Raw genomic sequence first — 24,357 nt, forward strand, 5'->3', positions numbered from 1 at the left:
CAGCTCCATGCGGAGGTGATAAAATAACGTTTATAGCCAACGGAGCCACAAATACTGCAAAATATCAATGGAAAGTTGATGGCATAAATCAAGGCACAAATAGCAAAACATTTGATTATACCTTTGTGAAAAAGACGGGTGATTATTCTGTAAAAATAACGGTTGAAGTGACGGATGATGACCCTTGTTTTCCTCAAAAACCAGCCGCTACCGACCAAATCATTGCCATCAAAGATTGTGCCATTACACCCACGGGCGTAAACCTCAAAAACGGTTTGGTAGCTTGTTATCCTTTCAATGGAAATGCCAAAGACGAAACGGGCAATGTAAACAACGGAACAGTAAACGGAGCAACTTTAACGACCGACCGTTTCGGAAAGGCAAATAGTGCTTATAAATTTGATGGAAATAGTTATATCTCCGTTAGTCCTAACCAATTTAAAAATCAGAGTTATTCTTATGCGACTTGGGTATATTTGGATAATCTTCCAACGAGTGAAAATGAATATGCGCTTATTTCTGTGGGCTGGCTAACATCAGACCAGAATCTATTGGTTACAACACCATCTACCAACTTTAATAGAATAGCAAATGGATTTAGTTGTTGGGGATACAATACGGGGAATCCTCCTATTTCAAGTAATTGGACTGGCACAAATCCAAATAAAAATAAATGGTATCATGTAGTATCTACCCGAGATAATACATCTATCAAACTATATATTGATGGGATATTAATAGCCGATAATTCCTCAAAAACTATTACTAATGGCACTACTCCCATTTACTCAAGTAATTCTTATGCTACTATTGGAGGCAGACAAAATTCTCTTAATCCCACAGATTATTACGAATTACTAAAAGGCTCGCTTGACGATATCCACCTATACAATCGAGCAATAAACGCTGCTGAAGTCAAAGCACTTTACGATGGAAATACGCCTCAAACTATTACAATATCCGCCAGTAACTCAGCACCATGTGGAGGTGATAAAATAACCTTTACAGCCAATGGAAGTACAAACACCTCAAAATATCAATGGAAAGTTGATGGCATAAACCAAGGCACAAATAGCAAAAACTTTGATTATACTTCTGTAAAAAAGATGGCTGAGTATTCTGTAAAAATCACCGTTGAAGTGACGGATGATGACCCTTGTTTTCCTCAGAAACCTTCGATCGTTGATCAGAACGTTACTATTAAATTTTGTAGTACCACCGTTCCAACAGCAGGAGATAAAATTCTGATTCCCAACGCATTTTCACCCAATGGCGATGGGATGAATGACACTTGGGAGATTGCTTCATTAGCAGGAAATAATGAGGCAATCGTGGAAATTTATAACCGTTGGGGAGAACTCATTTTCTACTCAAAAGGCTACTCAGAACCGTGGAATGGCACTTATAAGGATAAGCCTGTGCTTGAAGGAACGTATGCGTATGTCGTGAGAGTAGATAGTGACACCGTTTTGAGGGGATCCATTTTAGTAGTAAGATAATTTATTTGTAACTCGCAATCAATATATTTTGCCACAAAGGCTCAAAAAAACCGAGTTTAAAATCTTTTGCCTCTCTCTGTGCCTCTGTGCCTGATAAATTATCAATTCAAGAAATAATACTAATTTTAAAAAACAAGTGCATATTCAAGATTTGTACAACTCCGTCGCCTAAATCGCTACACAATCCCATTTCGCACCGCCCAAGCCACCAAACCAGCAATATTTTTCGTGCCTGTTTTTTCCATAATTCTATTTCGATGACCTTCAATCGTTCTGCTACTAAGATTAATTTTATCTCCGATTTGTCCTGCCGTTATGCCCTCACAAATCAATTGTAGCACTTCTACTTCTCGCTCGGTCAGTTCAATTTGACCCGATAAAAATGGAATCGCTTTGCGTGTAGGTTTATTGACCATACGATTGTGCATCACTTTCAACAAGAATTTCCCGTAGTAATAATCTTCATTATTTACGGTATAAATCGCATTTTCAACCTCATCAGGATCAGCATCTTTCAATAAATAGCCATTCGCCCCTAATTCCATCAAGTGCGTAACAAATTGAGATTCATCGTGCATCGAAATAATGATAATTTTGATGTGCGAAAAACTGGCTTTGATTTGCTGAGTAGCCCTAATCCCATCTAAAATAGGCATTTGTAAATCCATCAAAATTACTTCTGGACGAGTTATCTCCAAATTATCAATCAACTCTTGACCATTTCCAGCTTCCAAAACAACCTCAAAATCATCATTATTTTGTAATAACGACACAATACCACGACGAAAAATGGCATGGTCATCAGCAATAGCAACTCTAATTTTATTATTTTTCATGGTTTGGGAATATTGATGATAATTAATAATGGTTGGAACGCAAATAGATGGTACTCAGATGACGCAGATTCTTTGCAACGCAGATTTTATTAGATTTTTTATTTTAATATAATACTTGTTGTCAAATTTTTCATCTGCGAAAATCTGCGTTGCCAAAGATATCTGCGTCATCTGCGTGCCATCTTCTACATAATATTACAAAGCTACGGTTACTTCAAAACTTGAACCTCGACCTTTTTCAACATCAAATTTTATCTTTCCTCTAATCACACTAATGCGACTTTCTATATTTTTTATTCCAATCCCTCTATTGGGTTTGTTGACTTCTGCCAAATCAAAACCAATGCCATTATCGGATACTTGAAGCACTAAATTACTATGTCTTACCTGCAATTGAATACTAATCACACTGGCTTTTGCGTGCTTAAGCGCATTATTTACCAACTCTTGGACAGTACGATAAAGAGCCAATTCAACTTTTTTATCGAATACTTCCGATAATTCCCCGTGACTAAAACATACCATCACACCCGTATATTCAGTTATTTTTTCCGTGAAATCTTTGAGCGCAACAATTAATCCAAACTCATCTAAAGTACTGGGCATCAGTTCTTTAGACAACCTTCTCACATTGTTAAGCGTATCATTTAATAATTCTTGGGTTTGGTTTAAAAGAAGTTCTCTTTTGGCGGGATTATCTCCGTGTTTTGTGACTTGCGAAAGACTCATACGGGTAGCGGACAGAAGCGTGCCAATTTCATCGTGTAAATCTCCACCAATTTGCCGACGGACATTTTCTTGTGATGCCACACTGGCTTCAAGCATTTCTTGACGATGGGTTTCAACAAGAAGATCAATTTTTTCACGCTGAAAACGCTGACGACGATTATAAAAAATGACGAAAACAATAATTGCCGTTACGGGCAGAAGCATAGCGGAAGTGCCAAGAATAATGATTTTTGCCTCATTCATTTTTTGGGGGTTAGTGGTTGGTAATCAGGGCTTTGGATTTAGGGATTAAAATGAAGGATTTGAGTGACTCGCTTTACCCTAACCCCTAAAATCTAATCCCTAATCCCTAAATTCTTAATAAGGCGAGCGTGCAGAACGTATACCAAGCAAATGATGGTGCTTGAAAATACCAACATGGCAATTGTGCCTATTTCGATGATGGACTTAATTGTGGCGGTGTCTTGCTGAACCATAAACCGATTGCTAAAATAATTCTAAAAATGATTAATAAAATGTAATAGATTATCCAATAATCTTTAAGGTGGACACTGAATAATATTACATCTCCAAATAAATTCACAAAAAAAGCACCTGAAAAATAGATTAAAATGCCAGAGGCAATCCAAAAATAAGCGTAATTAGAAAGAACCAATGTTTCGTCCGAATAAAGTATTTCATAAAAGTTTAACAGCGTAAAAAATATTAAGGTTATATAAACTATTGAATGAGTCAGATTATCATACCGATTAATATCTTGAATGTTTATGACAGTAAAGATGATAATTAAAAAAAATGACAAGACTGTTATACATTTAATTAATTGCTTTAACCTAAAATTTGTTATCCTACTTAAAAAATAATAGCTTAAACAAATAAATTCATATATATTAAACGTATTTACAGCCCAATGATTTTGGTGATTTGAAAAGGGTAATAATATAATTGCCCAACATAAAATCTCAAAGAAAAGTGATCCAAAAAGATAAAAAGAAATAATCCTCAAGGAGTTTGATAATGCTTTCCGATTTGTTATTGCCGAAATAATCGGCAGTAGTATAATCACTGATGAAAAGATTACCAAAATCCATCTTGGAGTGAAAAAACGGCTAATTAAAATTATATCTTGAATCATACTTGCGCTTGTTAACAGTCAGTAGGACAAGTTGGATGATTTACAGAAAAGAAATTAAGCGAATTCCTACTTTCATCAGTTGCTTCAAGTACCATTTGTCTCATACCATCATCACCTCTACCATAATGAATTCTAAGTCCCCCAAAGTCTTGATGGGAGATTAACTTTTCTAAAGAATCTTTTGAAATAAACTGTGAATGCACTTTATGCTCAGCTTCATCTTTAAATCTTTGCACAAAGCCCATAACTTGTTCATGTTCTTCTGGATGTTCTTGGGGCGTAATTACTTTGCTCATATTTAAGTGATATTAAAGGGTTATAAATTAATTATTAAACTTATGAATAAGACTTAATACTTCCAAAGAAAGCAACAAAAATACCGTAAAATTACCCTATAGATTAGGTAATTTTACGTAACGCAGACCTACCCATCTAATATTCCTGCAATAGTTTTACAAGCCTCAACGCTATCCTGCAAATCATTAATTATCAACTTAATTTGTCAGCCTTTGGGATTTTCATTTTAAAATAAGCAATCACGTTAAAATTGTAGCAGTTTTTAGAATGTCCAATATTTTACAATTGCATTATTGGATATATAATCCTCATAATTCGTAGTCATAAAAAACTCCAGGGCATTTTCTTTAAACGGGGGAATGAGCGATCTTTGTAATTTTTACGACCAAGTAAAATGCAAACAACCATCACCCTCAAAACAATCTAATTATTTATGTACAACATCGGACTTTACATTTTATCATTCTTTTTTACCGCAGGCGGTATTTACCACTTTGTTAAACCCAAATTTTATCTTTATATGATGCCTCCCTATATTCCTAATCACAAATTGATGGTATTTTTGAGTGGCATAACCGAAATTATTTGTGGCGTAGGTTTATTATTTACTGCTACTCGCTCGCTCTCGGCTTGGGGCATTATTGCGATGTTGATTATATTCTTTACCGTTCATATTTTCATGCTCACTTCTGATAAATTTCATAAAATATCAAAAGCCTTTTTGTGGACGAGAATTGTCTTGCAGTTTGTGTTTATTTATTGGGCTTATTTGTATGTTTAGGGAAAACTTACCATTTAATATTATTGTCATAAATCCATGAAAAAATTCATGGATTTTTTATTTGCAACTATCTGATTATCAGTGTTTTGAAATTGCACCCCTTCCCTAATAATTTTATATACGTTGAAAAATAAATTTGGGTAAACAAAATAAGTTTTTATATTTGAGATAAATAATCAATAGTAATACCTTTTTTAATAAAACTCTATGGAATTAATACCTTCTAAGGCTGGCGAGCGTGAAGTAGAATTCACACGTCAAGAAATTAAAATCCTCAAACTCGCTTCTGATGGACACCTAAATAAAGAAATTGCCGACCATCTCAAAATTGCGGAAACCACCGTAAAACGTCACCGACAAAACTGTATGCGTAAGTTAGGCATCAAAGGAAAACAAGCCACGAATAGATTTCTGATGAAGTTTAACGGCTAAAATACTACCTAAGTACCACGAAAATGGTACTAAAATGGTGCTTTGGTAGTATTTACTTTGAAGAAAATGTCCTGCAATTTTGTATTGTCAGTTGCAATGACGGGTGGTAGCCGAAAGACCTTTGATTGAGTAGGCGTTTTATTTTAGACTTAAAAAAAATGAAAATAATATCTTTTATGAAATCGCTTTTTTTATTAATTTTATTTGTATTTGTGACCGAAGGGTGTAAAAATTCATCATTAGTTCCTGAAACAACAGATGAATCAAAACAAATAGTTGAATATTTAAAGGCACATGGCTTTGAAGAGTTTACGCCCTCTGGTTCACAAATTAACTCTTCGAGCAGAGTTGCGGGAGATAATAAAAAACTAACGTTGGAAGAAGTAAAGAAAATTATAGAACAGTTTGAAGAGTTGGCAAAAATTGAAAGGCTGTTAGATGTTAAATCAAAAGTTAAATCTAAAAGTGGGCGAGTTCAAATTCCTGTATGTTCAACTGCAGGTGACTACTATATACAAGAAGTTGCCGCTGGATTTGCTTCTACATGGGTTATAGATTACAGTATAACGTAAAATAACAGTTTTGATAATGTAAATATTTATGTTGAAGGTGTTCCGATAGGTTGGTCTTGGGATCAGCAACAGGTTTATTTGCATGGTAGTACTGGATTTTGCGTTACAGGGGTTGTAACTATGGGACTTGATTTGGGTACTCTCCCTACCTCATTGAGAAAATCTTATAATTTAAGAGTAACATTATTAGATGATTGCAAGGCAAGCATTCGTCAAACTTTTGGTCATTGCTAATTGATAAACGTTTAATTTTACGTATTATGAGAAAATCATTTCAATATTTTTGGGGAAGCATTGCAACCATTTTATTTATCTTTCTGATTCTTTTTGGTTTTGAGATGTTTAAAATGTCTGGCGAAAGAACATCTGTGAACAAAGTTGAAAGATTACATAAGATGAAGTAAATTTGATTTTTTGATTCAAATCAAAAGGCTATTCAATATTATTGGATAGCCTTTTAGACTTTATTTTTAGAATAAATAATCGTATTTGTACAATTACTAATTTAGATGTTTAATAGCACGTAATAGTATAATTTTTAATTCTCCCAAAAAACGTTGCCCCAAAAGGACAACGTTTTTTTACGCCTAAAAAATAAATTTGTTATGCTTGCATACTATTATTTTTGTCACTATTTTTACATAAAATTGTATGCAAGCATAACAAATCTATTCAAACAATGGCACAACAATATTCACGTCGCAATCTCGACTTTATGTTAAAGGAAGTTCTCAATGCAGGAGAATTGACTAAATATCCTTATTTCCAAGACTATACGCCCGATATGTTCGATATGGTATTGGATGCCAATGAGGAAATTGCTGAAAAAATATTACGTCCTGCTTATGTCTCGTCTGACAGAAATCAGCCTGAATTGGTGAACGGACAAGTGAAAGTTCATCCTGCCGTGGGGGATTATGTGAAGGCGATGGGAGAAGCGGGAATGATTGGTTCGATGTTTAAATACGAACACGGCGGACAACAATTGCCAACGCTCGTGGGTGCAGCGGCGGAGATGATCCGTGGTTCGGCAAATAATGCTTTTGTGATGTTTACGGGCTTAACGGCTGGTTCGGCTCACTTGATTTTATCGTTCGGTTCGGACGATTTGAAAGAGAAATTTGCCTCTAAAATGATAGATGGAACTTGGACGGGTTCGATGTGTTTGACAGAACCACAGGCAGGAAGTTCATTATCTGACGTGGTGACAACTGCCTCTCCGCAAGCGGATGGAACGTACAAGATGAAAGGTCAAAAAGTGTTCATATCGGCGGGAGATCACGATATTGCGGATAATATCGTTCACTTAGTTTTGGCTCGTATTGATGGCGCTCCACTCGGAACGAAGGGGATTTCGTTGTTGGTTGTTCCCAAATTTAGAGATAACGGAAGTGGTTCATATACAGAGGATAACGATGTAATTTCAACGGGTATTTACCATAAAATGGGTCAAAAAGCAACGCCAGCGATGCACTTGACTTTTGGTGATAAAGATAATTCGGTGGGATATTTAGTAGGAGAACCAAATCAAGGCTTGAAATATATGTTTCAAATGATGAACGAAGCTCGTTTGGGCGTAGGTATGGGCGGAACATATATTGCATCAGCCGCCTATTACGCATCTTTGGAATACGCAAAAGAGCGTCCGCAAGGAAGACGTTTGAATAACAAAAATTTAGAAGAAGGTCAAACTTTTATCATCAATCACCCAGACGTAAAACGAATGCTTTTATTCCAAAAAGCCATCGTGGAAGGTTCTTTGGGGCTTTTGATGGAATGTTATTTCTGGGAAGACATGATAAATGCCTTGGGGCGTGATTCGGAAGAAGCCAAACCATACCATTTGATGTTGGATATGATGACAACGGTCGCCAAAACTTATCCTGCCGAAATGGGTATTAAATCAGTGAACGAAGGCCTGCAAGTTTTTGGTGGCTATGGTTATACCGAAGATTTTCCTTTGGAACAAATGGCTCGTGATATTCGTATTATGTCTATTTACGAAGGCACAACGGGGATTCACTCTTTGAATCTTTTGGGTCGTGGAATTACTGCCAACGGTGGAAAAGGGCCTCAATTATTGTTTGCGGAGGTTTTGAAAACGATTGAAGAATCAAAAACGCACGATGATTTAAAACCTTATGCTGAGAAATTAGAGAAGGAATTGGGGCGTTTACAAAAAGTTACGATGCACCTTTTGGGAATTGCTGCCAAAGGAGACAATGAAGTTTTCTTAGCGGATGCAAATCTTTATATGGATATGTTCGGAATTGTAACCGTAGCTTGGTGTTGGTTAAAGCAAGGAATTGTCGCTAAAAATGCCTTAGTAACGAACAGTTTTGAGGGAGATGAATTAGCATTTTATGAATCAAAAATTCACACGATGAAATTCTTCTTTCATTATGAATTAATAAAAACCTTGAGTTTAGCCGCTCGCTTGTTGGATACAGAAGTGTTGACAATCAATAAAGAAATTGAATTGGCGGTATAATTTGAAATTTATGAAGGGTAACCTTTAAAAGGCAACTTTCCGTAATAAAATCGCTTTTTTGAAATTACCAACGCATCATCAAACTAAAATCCTTGCCTTCGGGTGAGGATTTTTTGTCACAACCGTTCCCCTGCTTTTACCGCCACATTCAAAAAATTATCCGCAGGTGGTACTGGACACGTAAAGGTGTAATTATAAGCACAATACGGATGATATGCTCGGTTAAAATCTATGTTAATTTGATTCCCTTTTACATCATCAATCCCGAAATCAAGGTAGCGTCCCGCCCCGTAAGTTTCTTTATTGGAAGTCAAATCCTTGAAAGGTAAAAACAAATTCCCCTCTGGTGTTTTGAATATTTTTAACGTACATTTTATACCCTCAATTTCAAATGTTAGATTTCCAAAAGCCTCGTATTCTTCAACTTCTCCGCCCGACATCGAAATATTGATTGTTTGTCCAGAAGTTACACGGTCAATTTTTCCTACAACTTTATACAAAGAATTGACTTCAAAATATTTCAAACCTGTAAACTTCACTTTATCCTCAATCGGTGATGCCGTATCTTTTTTCAAATAAGAATCTTTATCATTTCTCGAATTTTGAATGGTTTTAACGTATTCATTATCAATTACTTGAGAAGGTTTAATTTCTTCATTTCCAACGAAAGAATAAACCAAAATGGCAATAACAACCGCAAAAACTGAGAGGAGGAAAAATTTATTTTTGAACATGATTTTATGTGCTTTTGATTATTTTATGGTAAAGAAAACGCAATTTACTAACTTGCAAGTAATTATCAGAATTTGGATTGCGAAACGTCGCACCGTATTGAATTAACGAACTTTAGAATTTTGAAACGACAATTTCAAATCCTAAATCCTAAATCCCAAAAACGTGTTTACAGGAATAATAGAAGCCATTGGCACACTAAAAAATACAAAATCAGAAGGTACAAATATCACTTTTACCTTTACGTGCCCATTCACCAACGAACTAAAAATCGACCAAAGTTTATCCCACAATGGCGTATGTTTAACGGTAATTGATGTTCAAGGAAATGACTATTCCGTTACGGCAATTGACGAGACTTTACAGAAAACAAATATCTCCAACTTACAAATTGGCAGCAAAGTAAATCTGGAAAGGTGTATGCCCGCTCATGGACGTTTTGATGGGCATATTGTACAAGGACACGTGGACCAAACTGGCGTAGTTGCAAGCATTATCGAAAAAGACGGCTCATGGCTTTATGATTTTATTTATTCGCCTGATTTAGAGAATGTTACCGTAGAAAAAGGTTCAATTTCTATTAATGGAACAAGTTTAACGGTTTTCAATTCTGGCATAAATACTTTCAGAGTAGCCATTATTCCATATACTTACGAAAACACCATTTTTCATACTCTAAAAGTAGGCGATGTAGTCAATTTAGAGTTTGATATTGTAGGAAAATATATCAAAAAAATGCTAAAAATGTGAATGGTACGCAGATGACGCAGATGCTTCGCAACACAGATATAAGAAGATTTTCTTTTCGGATTAATCTAATTTTAGAGACTTGATTATCATTGCAATGAAAAAATTTTATTAAATCTGCGTTGCCGTAGGCATCAAGGCGGACGGCGAGTCTCATCTGAGTGCCATAAAACTCACACCAATTCTACCACGTAAACTTTCTGTTTCCCGTGATTAATTAGTAAATATTTACCTCTCAATAATCCAAAGTCCAAAGCCTTATTTGGGTCAGTGATTTTTACTTTATTCACACTAACAGAATTTGCTTGAATTGCTTTACGAGTATCTCCCTTCGATTTAAAAATCATTGGTTCACCCTTCTCATCCAAAATCAAAGTTGCTAAAAAGTCCGTAAGATTCGCACATTTTTGATAATCTTCTTTACGTATTTTTATTAAATCTAAGGCCTCAATTACTTGACTATCAACCAATTCAAATTGTTCGATTACATTTTTATCGAATAATAATTCCGAAGCGGCTTTCACAATTTCAAAGTCTTTTGCTGAATGTACACGAGTTGTCACATCTTTTGCAATCGCTTTTTGCAGAATGCGTAAGTGCGGTGCTTCGGCGTGTTCTGCTTCCAAACGTTCAATTTCTGGTTGAGAATAAAGCGTAAATACTCGCAATAATCTTGCACATTCCGAATCTGCCGTATTCAACCAAAACTGATAAAACTGATATGGAGTGGTCATTTCGGGGTCTAACCAAACATTGCCCGATTCTGATTTTCCAAATTTTGTTCCATCCGCTTTCGTTACCAAAGGCGTGGTTAAAGCAAAAGCACGATGTTCGATTTCTTCACTTCCACCAACATCCGTTGTGGCTTCCTTGCGACGAATAATCTCAGTTCCCGTGGTAATATTCCCCCATTGGTCAGAACCGCCCATTTGTAAGCGGACATTCTTGTTTTTATACAACCAATAAAAATCGTAACCTTGTAATAATTGATACGAAAATTCGGTGAATGAAATCCCCGTTTCAAGGCGTTTCTTTACCGAGTCTTTCGACATCATATAATTGACAGACAGGTGTTTACCCGCTTCACGAAGAAAACCTAAAAAAGAGAAATCTTTGAACCAGTCGTAATTATTGACCATCTCCGCAGAATTATCGCCCGCATTAAAATCCAAGAATTTCTCTAATTGTTTTTTGATACTATCCTGATTAAAACGAAGGGTTTCTTCCGATAAAAACTCTCTTTCAGCCGCTTTTCCCGATGGGTCGCCAATCATGCCCGTAGCTCCACCAACGAGGGCAAAAGGCTTGTGTCCGCACAATTGAAAGTGTTTCAAGAGCATGATAGTGGCTAAATTCCCGATGTGCAATGATGCTGCCGTAGGGTCAAAACCGATATAAGCCACCGTCATTTCCTTATTCAATTGCTCTTCGGTACCAGGCATCATGTCTTGCAACATTCCACGCCAACGAAGTTCTTCTATAAAATTTGCTTGCATTTCGTATTAAAAAGAGAAAATATTGATTTCTAAAGCACAAAGTTAGAGATTGTACGTTGATATTTCTTTACTATTTGAGCAGAATGTTAAGCGAATCATTTAACGGTGTTGAGCTTAGATAATTTATTCAAAGAAAGTTTCACTTTGAGCCAAGCCTTCCTTTTGACCAATTTTGACCATTCCACAAATTCATTAAAAATCTTAAAAAATCATTTCGTAACTTGTTGTTTAGTAAATTATTCATCCATTCAAGAACTAAGCAACAAATGAAAAATCTTCACAAAAACCTCCTACTTGGCACATCTTTGCTGTTGGGAACAACCCTTGCGAATGCCCAAATACAGTATCCACTAACCAAAAAAATTGAACACACTGACGATTATCACGGGGTGAAAGTATCAGACCCTTATCATTGGTTGGAAGACGACCGTTCTGCCGAAACTGCCGAATGGGTGAAAGCTGAAAACAAAGTTACTTTTGATTATTTAGAGAAAATTCCGTACCGAAATATGTTGAAAGAGCGAATTGAGAAAGTCTTTAATTACCCAAAATATTCCGCTCCATCTCGCAAAAATGAATGGTTTTATTTCTCAAAAAATGACGGTTTGCAAAATCAATCGGTACTTTATCGTCAAAAAGGATTAGACGGAACGCCCGAAATTGTGCTTGACCCCAACAAACTTTCAGCCGATGGAACTACTCGTTTAGGAGCATTTGCCGTGTCAAAAAATGGGAAATATGCCGTTTATTATCTCTCAAAAGGTGGCTCAGATTGGCAGGAAGGTTATATTATGGATTTAGCAACGAAACAAAATTTACCTGACCATTTGGAGTGGATAAAGGTTTCTGGCGCTTCGTGGCAAGGAAATGGGTTTTATTATAGCCGTTATCCAAAACCAGCAGGTAGTGCTTTGGCGGCAAAAAATGAAAATCACCAAGTGTTTTATCATAAAGTTGGAACGTCACAAGACCAAGATGAATTGGTGTATGAAAACAAAGAAAATCCACAACGTTTTAATTCAGTTTATGTATCGGACGATGAGAAATATTCATACCTGAACATTAGCGACCGAGGAAAAGGGAAAGAAGGAAATGCATTGTATTTCAAGAAATTAGGACAGAAGGAGTTCACGCCAATAATTCCAGAAGCGGATAAGTTTTCGTACAGAATTGTGGATAATGTTGGGGATAAATTTTTGATAGAAACCAATGAAAAAGCACAAAATTCAAAAGTAGAATCATACGATCCTGCTACAAAGGCTTGGAAAAATGTGATTCCTGAAAAACTGGAACCTTTAGAAGGAGTTGGCACCGCTGGAGGAAAAATGTTTGCCACTTATTTGAAAGATGTAACGACTCGTGTGTATGTGTATGACCTTGCGGGAAAATTGGAAAATGAAGTAAAAATGCCAGGATTAGGCACTGCGGGCGGTTTTGGTGGTGAATCGGATGATAAATTTGTGTTTTATACCTTTACATCTTTCACCTTCCCTCCTACTATTTATCGTTATGACATTGCTACAAAACAGACTTCAATCTTCCGCAAACCTGAGGTCCAGTTTAACCCTGATGCTTTTGAAACGAAGCAAATTTTCTATGCGTCAAAAGATGGAACGAAGGTACCAATGTTCATTACGCACAAAAAAGGCATTGAATTAAATGGTAAAAATCCAACGCTTTTGTATGCTTATGGAGGTTTCAATATTAGTTCTCAACCTGGGTTTTCGGCTACATTAATTCCATTTTTGGAGCAAGGCGGCGTGTATGCTTTAGCCAATATTAGAGGGGGTGCAGAATACGGTGAAAAATGGCACGAAGCAGGAATGAAATTGAAAAAGCAAAATGTGTATGACGACTTCATTGCGGCAGGTGAATACTTGATTGCTCAAAAATATTGTACGAAAGATTTCTTGGCGCTTCGTGGAGGTTCAAACGGAGGACTTTTGGTGGGTGCAGTTATCAATCAGCGTCCAGATTTATGCAAAGTTGCCATTCCACAAGTGGGCGTAATGGATATGTTGCGTTACCATAAATTTACGATTGGTTGGAACTGGTCGCCAGAATACGGTAACTCGGATGATGCGACAGATTTTAAAAATTTGTACGGTTATTCACCCCTTCATAACATCAAGGAAGGCGTAGAATATCCTGCCACAATGATTACAACTGCCGACCACGACGACCGTGTTGTGCCTGCGCATTCATTCAAATACGCAGCGACTTTACAGGAAAAAGCGGGGAAAAGTAAGAATCCGTTATTGATTAGAATTGACGTAAACTCTGGACACGGTTCGAGTAACACGAAGAAAAATATTGAATTAACGGCTGATTTATACGCTTTTATTTTTGCGAATATGGGCGTTGTGGTGAAGGGGATGTAGGATTCAAAATTGGCACGCAGATGACGCAGATGCTTCGCAACGCAGATTTAAGAGGATTTTTTTAAAAAGATTTTAGAGACTATTTTAGTTATTTCAACTTCCCGAAAGTTTTAGAACTTTCGGGAAGTTATCAAATCCTTTTAAATCTGCGTTGCGAAGCATCTGCGTAATCTGCGTTCCAATATCAATGCACTTCCACCTTCGTCCAAACTGCCCCAGCTTCATTAGATTTTACCACCGTATCAATAAATACCATGCCTCTAATGCCTTCTTCAATGCCTGGAAAATCATGGATTTCTGGGTCATAACCACCCGTCAAAATTTCGCTTTCTCCTGCTAAACCGCCCGCTGCATTTTCTTTGGCAACTTCGCCCCATCTTGCTCGTAAAGCGTAAGAAAAATTGCGGTAAATACTCGCAAAAGTCTCAATGTATCCTTCTGGATGTCCCGCTGGTTGGCGAGTATGTGCTTGAGCTTGCGGAGATAAATCACCCACACCCGTGCGAATAATGCGTGAACCTTTTTCTTGATTGGTCAAAATCAGCGTATTTGGGTCCATTTGTCGCCATTTTAGACCGCCAAATTCTCCATAGACTCTAATGTTTAAATCATTTTCTTCACCATTACAAATTTGTGAATTATGTAAAACTCCTTTTGCTCCATTATCGAAACGTAAAAGCATATTAGCATCATCATCCAACTGACGACCTTCCACAAAAATGGTCAAATCAGCACAAATTTCGGTAATTTTCAAGCCTGTAATGTATTCCGCCAAATTCTCAGCGTGCGTTCCGATATCGCCCACACCACCTGCTGCACCGCAACGAGCAGGGTCGGTTCGCCAACCCGCTTGTTTTTGTCCCGTAGCTTCCAATAATTGTGAAAGCCAACCTTGGGGATATTCAACAATTACTTTGCGAACCTTTCCGATAACGCCATTTTTAATCATCTGCTTTGCCTCTTTCACCATCGGATAAGCACAGTAATTATGCGTCAAACAGTAAATCAGCCCAGATTTCTCGATAATATCTCTCAATAAATAAACCTCCTCCGTGTTGAGTGTTGCAGGTTTATCAGAAACCACGTGAAAGCCATTTTCCAAAGCCATTTTTGCAGCAGGGAAATGCACGTGATTGGGCGTTACAATGGTTACGAAATCCATTCTTTCACCTTCTGGGAGTTCTTTTTCTTTTAAAATCATTTCCTCAAAAGAACCATAAACTCGGTTTTCGGGCAGATAAAGCGATTCGCCCGTAGCTTTTGATTTTTCGGGATTAGAGCTGAATGCTCCGCAAACTAATTCTACTTCACCATCCAATGCCGCTCCACGACGGTGAACTGCTCCGATGAAAGCATCCAAGCTTCCACCAATCATACCCATTCTAATTTTTCTTGCCATTTTATTTAAGCGATGAGTTTTGAGCGATGAGTTTTAAGTTTTAAGTTTTGAGTAATATTTACAAAAAATAGGCTTTATAGATAAGTTTTAAAGTCTATTTTTCAAAAACTCAAAGCTTATGGCTCATGGCTCAAAGCTACATAATTACAAATTTTCATAAAAATACTGATAAATCGGTGCATGAAATCTGAATATTTTTTCGTTTTTTTGATAGATTTTTCAAAGACGAAATTTCATAAAACCAAGAAACAAACCAATTTATTCACATTTTAAATCCCTAATCCATTATGAGTCAAACTATTAACAAGTCCAGATTATTTAACGCAAGCTGTTTTGCTTTGATTACGACGGCATTTTCATTTAGCATTCGTGCGGGTATTTTGCCCCAATTGGCAACCGATTTCAATTTATCAGGCGAGCAATTAGGTTTTATTAATTCAATGTGGTTTTTAGGTTTCCCGATTGCCATGATTGTTGGAGGATTAGTTTATCATACTTTTGGGCCTAAAAATATCATGATGGTAGCTTTTGTTTGTCATGCTTTAGGTATTATTTTGACGTTATATCCTGGACTTTTAGGAGGTTATACAGGTCTTTTAGTTTCAACATTCTTAATTGGTATTGGTAATGGCTGTACAGAAGCTGCCTGCAATCCAATGATTGCTGATACTTATCAAGGTGCTGAAATGAGTACAAAATTGAATCGTTTTCACATGTGGTTTCCCGGTGGAATTGTATTAGGAAGTTTACTTTCTAAATTTATGACGGATGCCAATTTAGGCTGGCAAGCACAAATCTGGTTGATTTTAATTCCAACTTTGATTTATGCTTATTTATTTTGGGGACAAACATTTCCAAAACCAAAAACTGAAGGTGCTACTTCAATTGGCAAAAATTTTCAGGCTATGGCCACACCTTTGTATATTTTCATTTTCGCTTGCATGGCTATTACTGCCATTACCGAATTTGGTCCACAACAATGGACGGGCTTAATCATGAGTAAATCGGGTGCAAGTCCAATGTTGATTTTAGCCTTAGTAACGGGTTTAATGGCAGTGATTAGATATTTTGCGGGTCCTATTGTGAAAAAATTTGACCAAACAGGTGTATTACTTGGTTCGGCTGTTCTTGCTACTATCGGTATCTATTTATTAAGCACCCAAACGGGCGGAATGGCTTACGTTGCTGCGGTTTTCTTTGCGATGGGCGTAGCGCTTTTCTGGCCAAATATGCTTGGCTTTATTGCGGAGAAAGTGCCACTTTCTGGCGCATTAGGAATGTCAATTGTAGGAGGAGTTGGTATGTTTTCTACTTCTATTTTTCAACCAATTATTGGTCGTTGGATAGATACTGCCAAAACAGAACAAACGGCAGCGGGTTTAACGGGCGATGCCATGGAATTAGCCGCAGGTCAAAGTACGTTGAGTACAATGGTTATTTTTCCCTTAATCTTGATTTTTGCTTTTACAGGTTTGTATTTATACATGCGCAAACGTCCAGTGGCGGTTGCTGCGTAAATGTAAAAATGTCATTTGCCATACAATTTCAAAACAAAGCCTTGCAGATTTTTGTATCATCTGTAAGGCTTTTTGTTTAATTTGTCATCCCTAAAACCAATGCTGCTAAAATTCTCAAAACGCTTATTAATCGGATACATAATCCTCTTCGTAATTTCCCAAATTCTTTCCTCTTGCCTCACTTTCAAAGTCAGTCAAAAAGAGATTAATAAGAAATTTATGGGTTATCCTATGAAGCCTATTCAACATCAAATGGAAGTGGGTAGCGTAAAAATGAATTATGCAGAAATAGGTTCTGATTCGTTACCCGTAGCATTTTTTGTACACGGTTCGCCAGGTTCGTGGGGTGGATTTATTGATTTTATGAAAGATACAGTTCTCCTAAAAAAAGTAAAAATGGTAGCCGTGGATAGAATTGGTTTTGGCGATTCAGATTTTGGTAATGGAGAAAAATCATTAACCGTGCAAGCCGAATTCTTGAAACCCATTGTAGCAAAATATAAAAAATCAGGCAAGAAAATTATTCTCATCGGGCATTCTTTGGGTGGACCATTAATTGCCCGAATGGCAATGGATTATCCAGAATTAATTGACAATCTGATAATCGTAGCGGGTTCAATTGCTCCTGATTTAGAACCCAACGAAAAATGGTTTAGAATTCCAATGGAGTTTATGCCAATAAGTATTTTAATTCCTGCCAGTTTTAGGGCTTCCAATCACGAAATACTTTATTTGAAACCAGAATTAGAAAAGATGTTACCTTTGTGGAAGAATATTCGTCAACCCGTCATTGTGATTCAAGGTGATAAAGATATGTTGGTAAGTCCCAAAAATGCGGATTTTGCCGAGAAAATGTTGGTAAATGCCAAAAGTTTAAAAATAATAAAGGTTGATACCATGAATCATTTTGTGCCATGGTCGCATCCGCAATTGATTAAAAAAGCGATTGAAGAAATGAGCAGTGAGCAATGAGTAGTGAGCAAGTAAAGGTTCACGCTTACGACTCATAGCTCACGGCTCAAAGCTCAAATCTAAACATGAAACTAAGAATAGGACAAGGTTACGACGTACATCGCCTCGAAGAAGGCAGAGATTTTTGGTTGGGTGGCATTATTGTTCCGCATACACATGGGGCAGTTGGTCATTCGGATGCGGATATTGTGTGTCACGTGATATGTGATGCCCTTTTGGGCGCTGCCAATATGCGAAATATCGGGTATCATTTCTCGGATAAAGACCCACAATACAAATGCGTTGATTCAAAAGTTTTAGTCAGAAAAGTGCTTGAAATGGTACGTGGAGCAGGTTGGGAAGTCAATAATTTGGATGTAACCATTATTTTGCAAGAACCAAAACTCAATCCACATATCCCAACGATGAAAACTTGTTTGGCGGAAGTAATGAATATTCCCGAAGAAGATTTATCTATCAAAGCAACTACTTCCGAACACATCGGTTTTGTGGGACGTGGCGAAGGTGTGGCGGCGCAATGTGTAGCGTTGATTATTAAAAGTTAATTGCCACCCAGACACGAAGTCTCAAAGAAAATTAGAGGCTTCGTGTCTCGGTGACAGCAAAATATCAATCCCTAAACTTAACATACACATATTCATCAATCACTACGCCATTTTTAATCGCTCCTTTTTTACGAATTCCCTCCAATTCATAACCTGCTTTTTCTAAAACTCTCATTGAAGGTTTATTGTATTCAAAAACGGCCGCCCAAAGTCTTACAAGTTCAGGAAAACTTTGAAAAGTGTAAGTTGTCATTTGTTTGAGGGCTTCAGCAGTAATACCTTTCCCCCAATATTTTTCACCAAGCCAATAGCCAATCTCAGCCGTAACTCTTTGAATATCAGCACCTATAATAATTCCAATTACTCCAGCTACTTCTCCATTTACATCAATGGCAAAGCCAGTGGTAGGTTGGTCGGTTTGTTTATTGGCATTATTAACCCACCATACAGCATCAGCATGCGTATAAGGATGTGGAAACGTATCTTTTAAATTATTGAATATTTTGGTGTTATTGGCATTTTCAACCAAAGATTCTTGATCACCATTTTTGAAATGACGTAAAGTAAATTTTGTATTTGTTTGATTATCAGACATAATTAAAGGATTTAATATTCATAAATATCTCAAAATTTAGCGTATTTTTGGAATGATTGTTGAAATAAATAATGTGTATCACGATTTTCCAAAATCGTGTGCTAACTGTATTAAAATTCACGATTTTAGAAAATCGTAGTACATTCCCTTACCCAATGGCTAAAAATAACAAATTCCAAAAAAAACAGAATATTACTCAACAGACTGTTAATCAGCCAGTTGCAAACAAAAATAATTCTCCAAAACCAATACCAAGTTACGGAAAATGGCTGGCAATTGGCGTGTTAATCATAACCCTTTTTGTCGCTTTTTCAGGTGGATTTGATAATCAATTTGTTGATTGGGACGACCACGTTTACATCGAAAATGATTATCTCGTAACGCAACCAAAAGGTCATTATGGCGAAGCTTTCAAAAGCCACGTTGCCTTGAATTACCATCCTCTAACGATTGTTTCGTTGATGATGAATTCTGCGATGTCGAGTCCAGAGAGTCCAAAAGCGTTTATTTTGACTAATTTTTTCCTGCATTTATTCAATACACTCATGGTTTTTTGGTTGATTCTGCTTTTGACCAAACGCCGTTTAATTCCTTCATTTTTTACCGCTTTATTGTTCGCCATTCACCCAATGCGAGTTGAGTCTGTTACATGGATTTCGGAGCGAAAAGACGTTTTGTATGGCTTCTTTTTTATTGCAGGCTGTATTTCATATTTGTATTATTTAGATTCAGAAAAAAAGCGTAAATATTTAATAATCAGCTTATTACTGTTTATTTTATCGTGTTTATCAAAAGCCCAAGCGGTTGTTTTACCCGTCGTTTTCTTATTATTTGATTACTGGCGTGACCGTAAAATTGACACCAAAGTTATCCTCGAAAAAGTGCCTTTCTTCGTGTTTTCACTGCTTTTCGGTTTAATTGCCACCAACGTTCAAAGTGGAGGAGATTTTCACGGAATGATTCACATTATTGGCGAACAACGTTCCGCTTTGAGCATGAAAGTCTTTACGATGATGGATAGAATTCAGTACGCTGGCTATGGCTTTTTGATGTATTTTTATCATCTATTTTTACCGATAAATCTCTGTACTTTTTATCCTTACGAAGCCACTGGACCAAACGTGAAATTCTATTCAGTGGGTGTAGTTTTTGCCTTAATCGTAGTTGGATTGACCATTTTATCGGCTCGTCGTACCAAATTATTTCTTTTCGGAATTGGCTTTTTTGCCGTTACCGTTGCTTTAGTTTTACAGTTTATTTCGGTGGGTGCCGCCATCATGGCAGACCGTTATACATACATTCCTTACATTGGATTATTTTTCGTATCAGCCATGCTGTTGGATAAATTGGCGGAACGAAATCAGAGCCTAAAACAAGTTGTTTGGGTAAGTGCTTTTGCCTTTGCGGGATTTTGTTTATTTCAAACCAAAAAACAAGTCGAAACTTGGCAAAATACGGGTACCTTATTCGGACAAATTATTAAACTTTATCCCAATGATTACCGTGCTTATTATACTTACGGAAAGTACGTTGGCGAGAAGGAAGGCAAGTTAGACGAATCCATTGCTGCCAATAAAAAAGCCATTGAGTTGGGCTACAAAGACGATGCTGGCCCTTGGGAAAACTTGGGAACTGCCTACGGAATCAAAGGAGACACCCAAAAAGCCATCGAATATTTCTCAGAAGCCATCAAGCGTGGAGCAAGTACGGGCGAAACTTATATGAACCGTGGAATTGCCTATTTCAACCTCAATCAAGTGGCAAAAGCATTGCCCGATTTTGAGAAATCTTTAACGATGAAAAATGAAAAACAAACCCAAGCAAGGGGCTTTTTAGCAACAGCTTATTTAGCCACTGGAAATGCCGCAAAAGCTTTGGAAAATTTTAATCAAGTAATTGATAAAGAAGGCAGTACTGATGCCGTTCATTGGTATAATCGAGGATTATCAAAGCAAACTTTGGGTAATAAATCAGGCGCAATTGCCGATTTTAGAAAGACTTTGGCTTTACAACCAAATTATGAGGCAGCCATGAAGAGTTTGGCGGGATTAGGGGTAAATTAGATTTTTGTTGAAGACGGAAGTCGTCCTTTTGAAGGACGACTTCCGTAATTTATCGCATAAGTAGCAATAAACAAACTAATTTTGATTAAAACCATTCCCTCCCGACCTTTGCAGCATGAAACAAATTATTAAAGATAAGCTACCTTTTTTCCTTCCATACATTCTAATTTGGCTTTGTATTTTTGTTGTGGTCATGACAACGACTAAATTTGAACAGATGTCGTTTGTCAATGCTCATAATAATTTTGCGGGAGATTGGTTTTTTTATGCGGCTACGCAATTAGGTGAAGGGTGGTTTTGGGCGGTAGTAATTGTCGTTTTTCTTTTTATTCGTTACGATAAAGCCTTAATTCTGGCTACTTCATTGATTGTTAGTACCCTATTTTCAAGTTCTTTAAAATGGTATTTTGATACGCTTCGCCCGATGGCTTTTTTCAAGGATTTAAAAATTACTTGGCATTACGTTGATGGCGTTATTGTGAATATTCACCAAAGTTTTCCTTCGGGACATACCACCACCGCTTTTGCCATTTTTACGATGCTAACGCTTTTTACCAAGAACAAAAATTGGGGATTTCTCTTTATTACTTTGGCTTGGTTGGTAGCCTATTCCCGTTGTTATTTATTTCAACATTTTCCCGTTGACATTTTGGGTGGGTCGGTTATTGGCACTTTGAGCAGTTTGTGGGTATATAGTTGGTTATTAAAAATACATGAAAAAACGCCGAAGTATTGGCATAAGCGAAATCTTCGGCGGAGGAAACTGTAATCCGATATGGAAATATCTGGTTACACTAATTCTCCCTTTCTCTCCAATCCTTTAAAGAAATCATACATCGGATTTACGTCAAATCGGATGAATTTTTGCCATAATTTTATGGCTTTTGTTATCAACTGACTTTCAATCAAAAATCCGTCGTGACCGTACAGTGAATCCAACGATTGAAAAGTAGCATCTGGAATATGTTTTGCTAAAAATGCCTGTTCATTTATCGGAAACAAAGCATCTGATTTTATCCCCATGACCAAAGTTCTTGATTTTATCTGGGATAATGCCTTGATTGCTCCTCCCCTTCCACGTCCAACATCTTGCGAATCCATCACCTGCGAGAGGACGTAATACGAAAAAGCATTAAATCGCTGTGCCAATTTTTCACCCTGATAACGCTGATAAGTTACCGCCCTGTGAACCTTCCCAAGAGGTTCGTCTTTACGGGCTTGCGTAACGTTATAGGTTTCATAATTACGATACGAAATCAACGCCGTTGCCCTTGCCGCACTCATGCCTCGAAGCCCCGCTTGTGGGTTACTTTCCACCCAAGTTGGATCAACTTCTATCGACATTCTTTGCGATTCATTAAAGGCAATTCCCCACGGAGAATGTTGTGCATTAGTAGCAATAAGTATCAGATTTTCAATCAAATCGGGCTGAGAAATTGCCCATTCTACCGACTGCTGACCACCCAAAGAACCCCCAATGCAAGTATTAATTTGGTGAATTCCGAGGTGTTCACGAAGAATGTCGAAGGAATTAACAATATCCCGAATGGTAATTAAAGGGAAAGTGTGGTAATAAGGTTTTCCCGTTTCGGGGTTTATCGAAAGCGGTCCCGTACTGCCATAATGAGAACCCAGAACGTTTACGCAAATGACAAAATGGTTGTCGGGGTCGAATAATTTTCCACGGCCTACCAAACCTTGCCACCAATCCTCCACATCCTGCGACCCCGTGAAGGCATGACATACCCACACGACATTTGAACAGTCTTCATTGATTGTTCCCAATGCCTGATATGCCAATTCAATTTCGGGCAAAATGTACCCTGCTTCTAATGGGAAGGGATGTTTATATTTGAAAGTAGTTGTTTTCAATTTAATATCTATTTTCTTTATCCAAAAATCTCGACAAATTATCAATCCAATTGAAAATCTGTCAAGGTTTTGAGTTTTACCTATTTGCCCAAAGCAATCGAAATATGCTCCAAATGATGTTTTGCGTGCCAAACCGTCATGTCAAGGGCTTGCGGAAGCGTAACATTTATTTGTCTGAATGGATGATAATAAGTCTGTTGATAATCACTTTCAGGAATATTTAAAAATACATACGCATACCGTTTATGCGTACTCTCAATCATTTGTAAAGAATCTTCAATCGGTGCTTTTACCGAATCTGGTAAAACCGAAAGCGCATTCACGTTGCCAAAAATACCTTGAGGGTTTTCTTCCGTTAAAGCCTGTTTAATTCTGATAAAATGCCACAAATGCGTATCCGCTACGTGATGTACCACTTGACGAACCGTCCAACTTCCATCACGATACGTTTTTTCTAAATCTTCGTCCGAGAGATTTGACGTTAATTCCTTATATTTCGAAGGATAAGCTAAAATATCAGCAATATTTTGCTGGATTTCTTCGGCTGAATAATGGTCTTTGGCAGCCCATTTCCCGATTGGGTACTGGATTTGTTCGAGTGTCATTTTTTTTCGATGTTTGATATTCGTGATTAGATGTTCGTGATTTGACATTACATACTCGTGAAGTATTTTGAATAAATGGAATGATCCAGTTGGCACAATACGAGCATAAAGCATCGAAGCGGAAAGCCGCCCTAAACGAAAATCGATTAATACTTAAACCTGACGAATAATTAACAGTAAAACAGACTGGAATTGAATCGTAATTGGTTTATATTTCCCGTGAGCAGTGAGTAGTGAGCAGTAAGCAGTGAGTAGAAAAACTAATCACTAATAACTAATCATTAATAACTAAAAACAGGTAGGAATTAGCACCTTGCCTTTACGGTTTGGTAGGTTGCCAGAAGTTCATTGAGCCTATTCTCTCCCTTCTTCTTTATAAATCAAATTACCAAAAGAGAGGAATCTCTCGGAGGAAAAATTGATTTGATGTTGCAAAGTAAAACTTGGAAAATTTAAAATGCAAATTTATTTTGAATTACAGCGGTTCGACAACTTGACAGCCACGTCCGTAAGATATTTAATTACGGACAACACTCTCCGTACTACAAACCCACCAAAAAAATCACAAATTCAATCAATATTCTTTGTACGCTAAGGTAAAATTTTGTTATTTCGTAATTCCATTCCGCTCCAAATTTTTCCGCCCGAAAAATCTTAGAAA

Annotated in this window: 22 protein-coding genes and 1 riboswitch; of the genes, 12 read left to right on the plus strand and 10 right to left on the minus strand. The window is 37.1% G+C overall.

Annotated elements, in window-relative coordinates; all coding sequences use genetic code 11:
- Positions 1–1,499 (plus strand): T9SS type B sorting domain-containing protein (locus AC1W31_RS02280; RefSeq protein WP_481732777.1); only part of this gene is annotated, 1,499 nt, incomplete at its 5' end.
- Between the two features lie 176 nt (positions 1,500–1,675).
- Here AC1W31_RS02280 and AC1W31_RS02285 read toward each other — a convergent pair.
- The 4 genes from AC1W31_RS02285 to AC1W31_RS02300 all read right to left on the minus strand — a co-directional run bounded on the left by AC1W31_RS02285 (position 1,676) and on the right by AC1W31_RS02300 (position 4,495).
- A complete protein-coding gene (locus AC1W31_RS02285) occupies positions 1,676–2,335 on the minus strand; it encodes a response regulator (protein WP_481732778.1) in 660 nt (219 codons plus the stop codon).
- A gap of 195 nt (positions 2,336–2,530) precedes the next feature.
- Positions 2,531–3,307 (minus strand): sensor histidine kinase, encoded by a 777-nt coding sequence (locus AC1W31_RS02290; protein WP_481732779.1) that lies wholly within the window; start codon positions 3,305–3,307, stop codon positions 2,531–2,533.
- 92 nt (positions 3,308–3,399) lie between these two features.
- Positions 3,400–3,540, minus strand: a complete 141-nt coding sequence (locus tag AC1W31_RS02295) for a hypothetical protein (RefSeq protein ID WP_481732780.1) — start codon at positions 3,538–3,540, stop codon at positions 3,400–3,402.
- 670 nt (positions 3,541–4,210) lie between these two features.
- Positions 4,211–4,495, minus strand: coding sequence for a hypothetical protein (locus tag AC1W31_RS02300; protein ID WP_481732781.1), 285 nt, complete (start codon positions 4,493–4,495; stop codon positions 4,211–4,213).
- Positions 4,496–4,929: 434 nt separating this feature from the next.
- Here AC1W31_RS02300 and AC1W31_RS02305 point away from each other — a divergent pair, with 434 nt between their 5' ends.
- From AC1W31_RS02305 to AC1W31_RS02320, 4 genes are all read left to right on the plus strand, one after another.
- Entirely contained in the window at positions 4,930–5,277 is a 348-nt protein-coding gene (locus tag AC1W31_RS02305) for a DoxX family protein (RefSeq protein ID WP_481732782.1), read from the plus strand.
- A gap of 207 nt (positions 5,278–5,484) precedes the next feature.
- Entirely contained in the window at positions 5,485–5,709 is a 225-nt protein-coding gene (locus AC1W31_RS02310) for a response regulator transcription factor (RefSeq protein WP_481732783.1), read from the plus strand.
- A gap of 158 nt (positions 5,710–5,867) precedes the next feature.
- Positions 5,868–6,281 carry a hypothetical protein gene (locus tag AC1W31_RS02315; protein ID WP_481732784.1) on the plus strand — a complete coding sequence of 138 codons (414 nt, stop codon included), beginning with the start codon at positions 5,868–5,870 and terminating at the stop codon, positions 6,279–6,281.
- Between the two features lie 679 nt (positions 6,282–6,960).
- On the plus strand, positions 6,961–8,772 hold the full coding sequence (locus AC1W31_RS02320; protein ID WP_481732785.1) for an acyl-CoA dehydrogenase: 1,812 nt from the start codon (positions 6,961–6,963) through the stop codon (positions 8,770–8,772).
- 116 nt (positions 8,773–8,888) lie between these two features.
- Here the strand turns inward: AC1W31_RS02320 and AC1W31_RS02325 are convergent, their stop codons facing one another.
- Positions 8,889–9,506 (minus strand): DUF1684 domain-containing protein, encoded by a 618-nt coding sequence (locus AC1W31_RS02325; RefSeq protein WP_481732786.1) that lies wholly within the window; start codon positions 9,504–9,506, stop codon positions 8,889–8,891.
- A 163-nt stretch (positions 9,507–9,669) separates the two neighbouring features.
- Between AC1W31_RS02325 and AC1W31_RS02330 the strand changes: the two genes are divergently transcribed.
- Positions 9,670–10,254, plus strand: a complete 585-nt coding sequence (locus tag AC1W31_RS02330) for a riboflavin synthase (protein ID WP_481732787.1) — start codon at positions 9,670–9,672, stop codon at positions 10,252–10,254.
- A gap of 170 nt (positions 10,255–10,424) precedes the next feature.
- On the opposite strand, the gene tyrS is transcribed toward AC1W31_RS02330, so the two are convergent.
- A complete protein-coding gene (tyrS, locus tag AC1W31_RS02335; protein WP_481732788.1) occupies positions 10,425–11,747 on the minus strand; it encodes a tyrosine--tRNA ligase in 1,323 nt (440 codons plus the stop codon).
- 266 nt (positions 11,748–12,013) lie between these two features.
- On the opposite strand from tyrS, the gene AC1W31_RS02340 reads away from it, so the two are divergent.
- Positions 12,014–14,128 (plus strand): prolyl oligopeptidase family serine peptidase, encoded by a 2,115-nt coding sequence (locus AC1W31_RS02340; RefSeq protein ID WP_481732789.1) that lies wholly within the window; start codon positions 12,014–12,016, stop codon positions 14,126–14,128.
- A 184-nt stretch (positions 14,129–14,312) separates the two neighbouring features.
- Here AC1W31_RS02340 and AC1W31_RS02345 read toward each other — a convergent pair whose 3' ends face one another.
- The gene (locus AC1W31_RS02345) at positions 14,313–15,509 is read right to left on the minus strand and encodes a Gfo/Idh/MocA family protein (protein WP_481732865.1); all 1,197 of its coding nucleotides are present in this window, start codon (positions 15,507–15,509) and stop codon (positions 14,313–14,315) included.
- 305 nt (positions 15,510–15,814) lie between these two features.
- On the opposite strand from AC1W31_RS02345, the gene AC1W31_RS02350 reads away from it, so the two are divergent.
- The 3 genes from AC1W31_RS02350 (at position 15,815) to ispF (ending at position 18,561) form a co-directional block, all read left to right on the plus strand.
- Positions 15,815–17,044 carry an MFS transporter gene (locus AC1W31_RS02350; RefSeq protein WP_481732790.1) on the plus strand — a complete coding sequence of 410 codons (1,230 nt, stop codon included), beginning with the start codon at positions 15,815–15,817 and terminating at the stop codon, positions 17,042–17,044.
- Positions 17,045–17,143: 99 nt separating this feature from the next.
- Entirely contained in the window at positions 17,144–18,016 is an 873-nt protein-coding gene (locus AC1W31_RS02355; protein ID WP_481732791.1) for an alpha/beta fold hydrolase, read from the plus strand.
- Between the two features lie 65 nt (positions 18,017–18,081).
- The gene (gene ispF, locus AC1W31_RS02360; protein ID WP_481732792.1) at positions 18,082–18,561 is read left to right on the plus strand and encodes a 2-C-methyl-D-erythritol 2,4-cyclodiphosphate synthase; all 480 of its coding nucleotides are present in this window, start codon (positions 18,082–18,084) and stop codon (positions 18,559–18,561) included.
- A gap of 64 nt (positions 18,562–18,625) precedes the next feature.
- Here the strand turns inward: ispF and AC1W31_RS02365 are convergent, their stop codons facing one another.
- Positions 18,626–19,156 (minus strand): GNAT family N-acetyltransferase, encoded by a 531-nt coding sequence (locus AC1W31_RS02365; RefSeq protein ID WP_481732793.1) that lies wholly within the window; start codon positions 19,154–19,156, stop codon positions 18,626–18,628.
- A gap of 98 nt (positions 19,157–19,254) precedes the next feature.
- Between AC1W31_RS02365 and AC1W31_RS02370 the strand changes: the two genes are divergently transcribed.
- Positions 19,255–21,219 (plus strand): tetratricopeptide repeat protein, encoded by a 1,965-nt coding sequence (locus AC1W31_RS02370; RefSeq protein WP_481732794.1) that lies wholly within the window; start codon positions 19,255–19,257, stop codon positions 21,217–21,219.
- A 115-nt stretch (positions 21,220–21,334) separates the two neighbouring features.
- The gene (locus AC1W31_RS02375) at positions 21,335–21,988 is read left to right on the plus strand and encodes a phosphatase PAP2 family protein (protein ID WP_481732795.1); all 654 of its coding nucleotides are present in this window, start codon (positions 21,335–21,337) and stop codon (positions 21,986–21,988) included.
- Between the two features lie 20 nt (positions 21,989–22,008).
- Here AC1W31_RS02375 and AC1W31_RS02380 read toward each other — a convergent pair whose 3' ends face one another.
- Both AC1W31_RS02380 and AC1W31_RS02385 read right to left on the minus strand, forming a co-directional pair.
- Entirely contained in the window at positions 22,009–23,091 is a 1,083-nt protein-coding gene (locus AC1W31_RS02380) for a homoserine O-acetyltransferase family protein (RefSeq protein ID WP_481732796.1), read from the minus strand.
- Between the two features lie 80 nt (positions 23,092–23,171).
- The gene (locus AC1W31_RS02385) at positions 23,172–23,696 is read right to left on the minus strand and encodes a YfiT family bacillithiol transferase (protein ID WP_481732797.1); all 525 of its coding nucleotides are present in this window, start codon (positions 23,694–23,696) and stop codon (positions 23,172–23,174) included.
- Positions 23,697–23,975: 279 nt separating this feature from the next.
- Positions 23,976–24,078: riboswitch (SAM riboswitch) on the minus strand.
- Positions 24,079–24,357 lie beyond the last annotated feature (279 nt).

This window comes from Arcicella sp. (assembly GCF_964672035.1).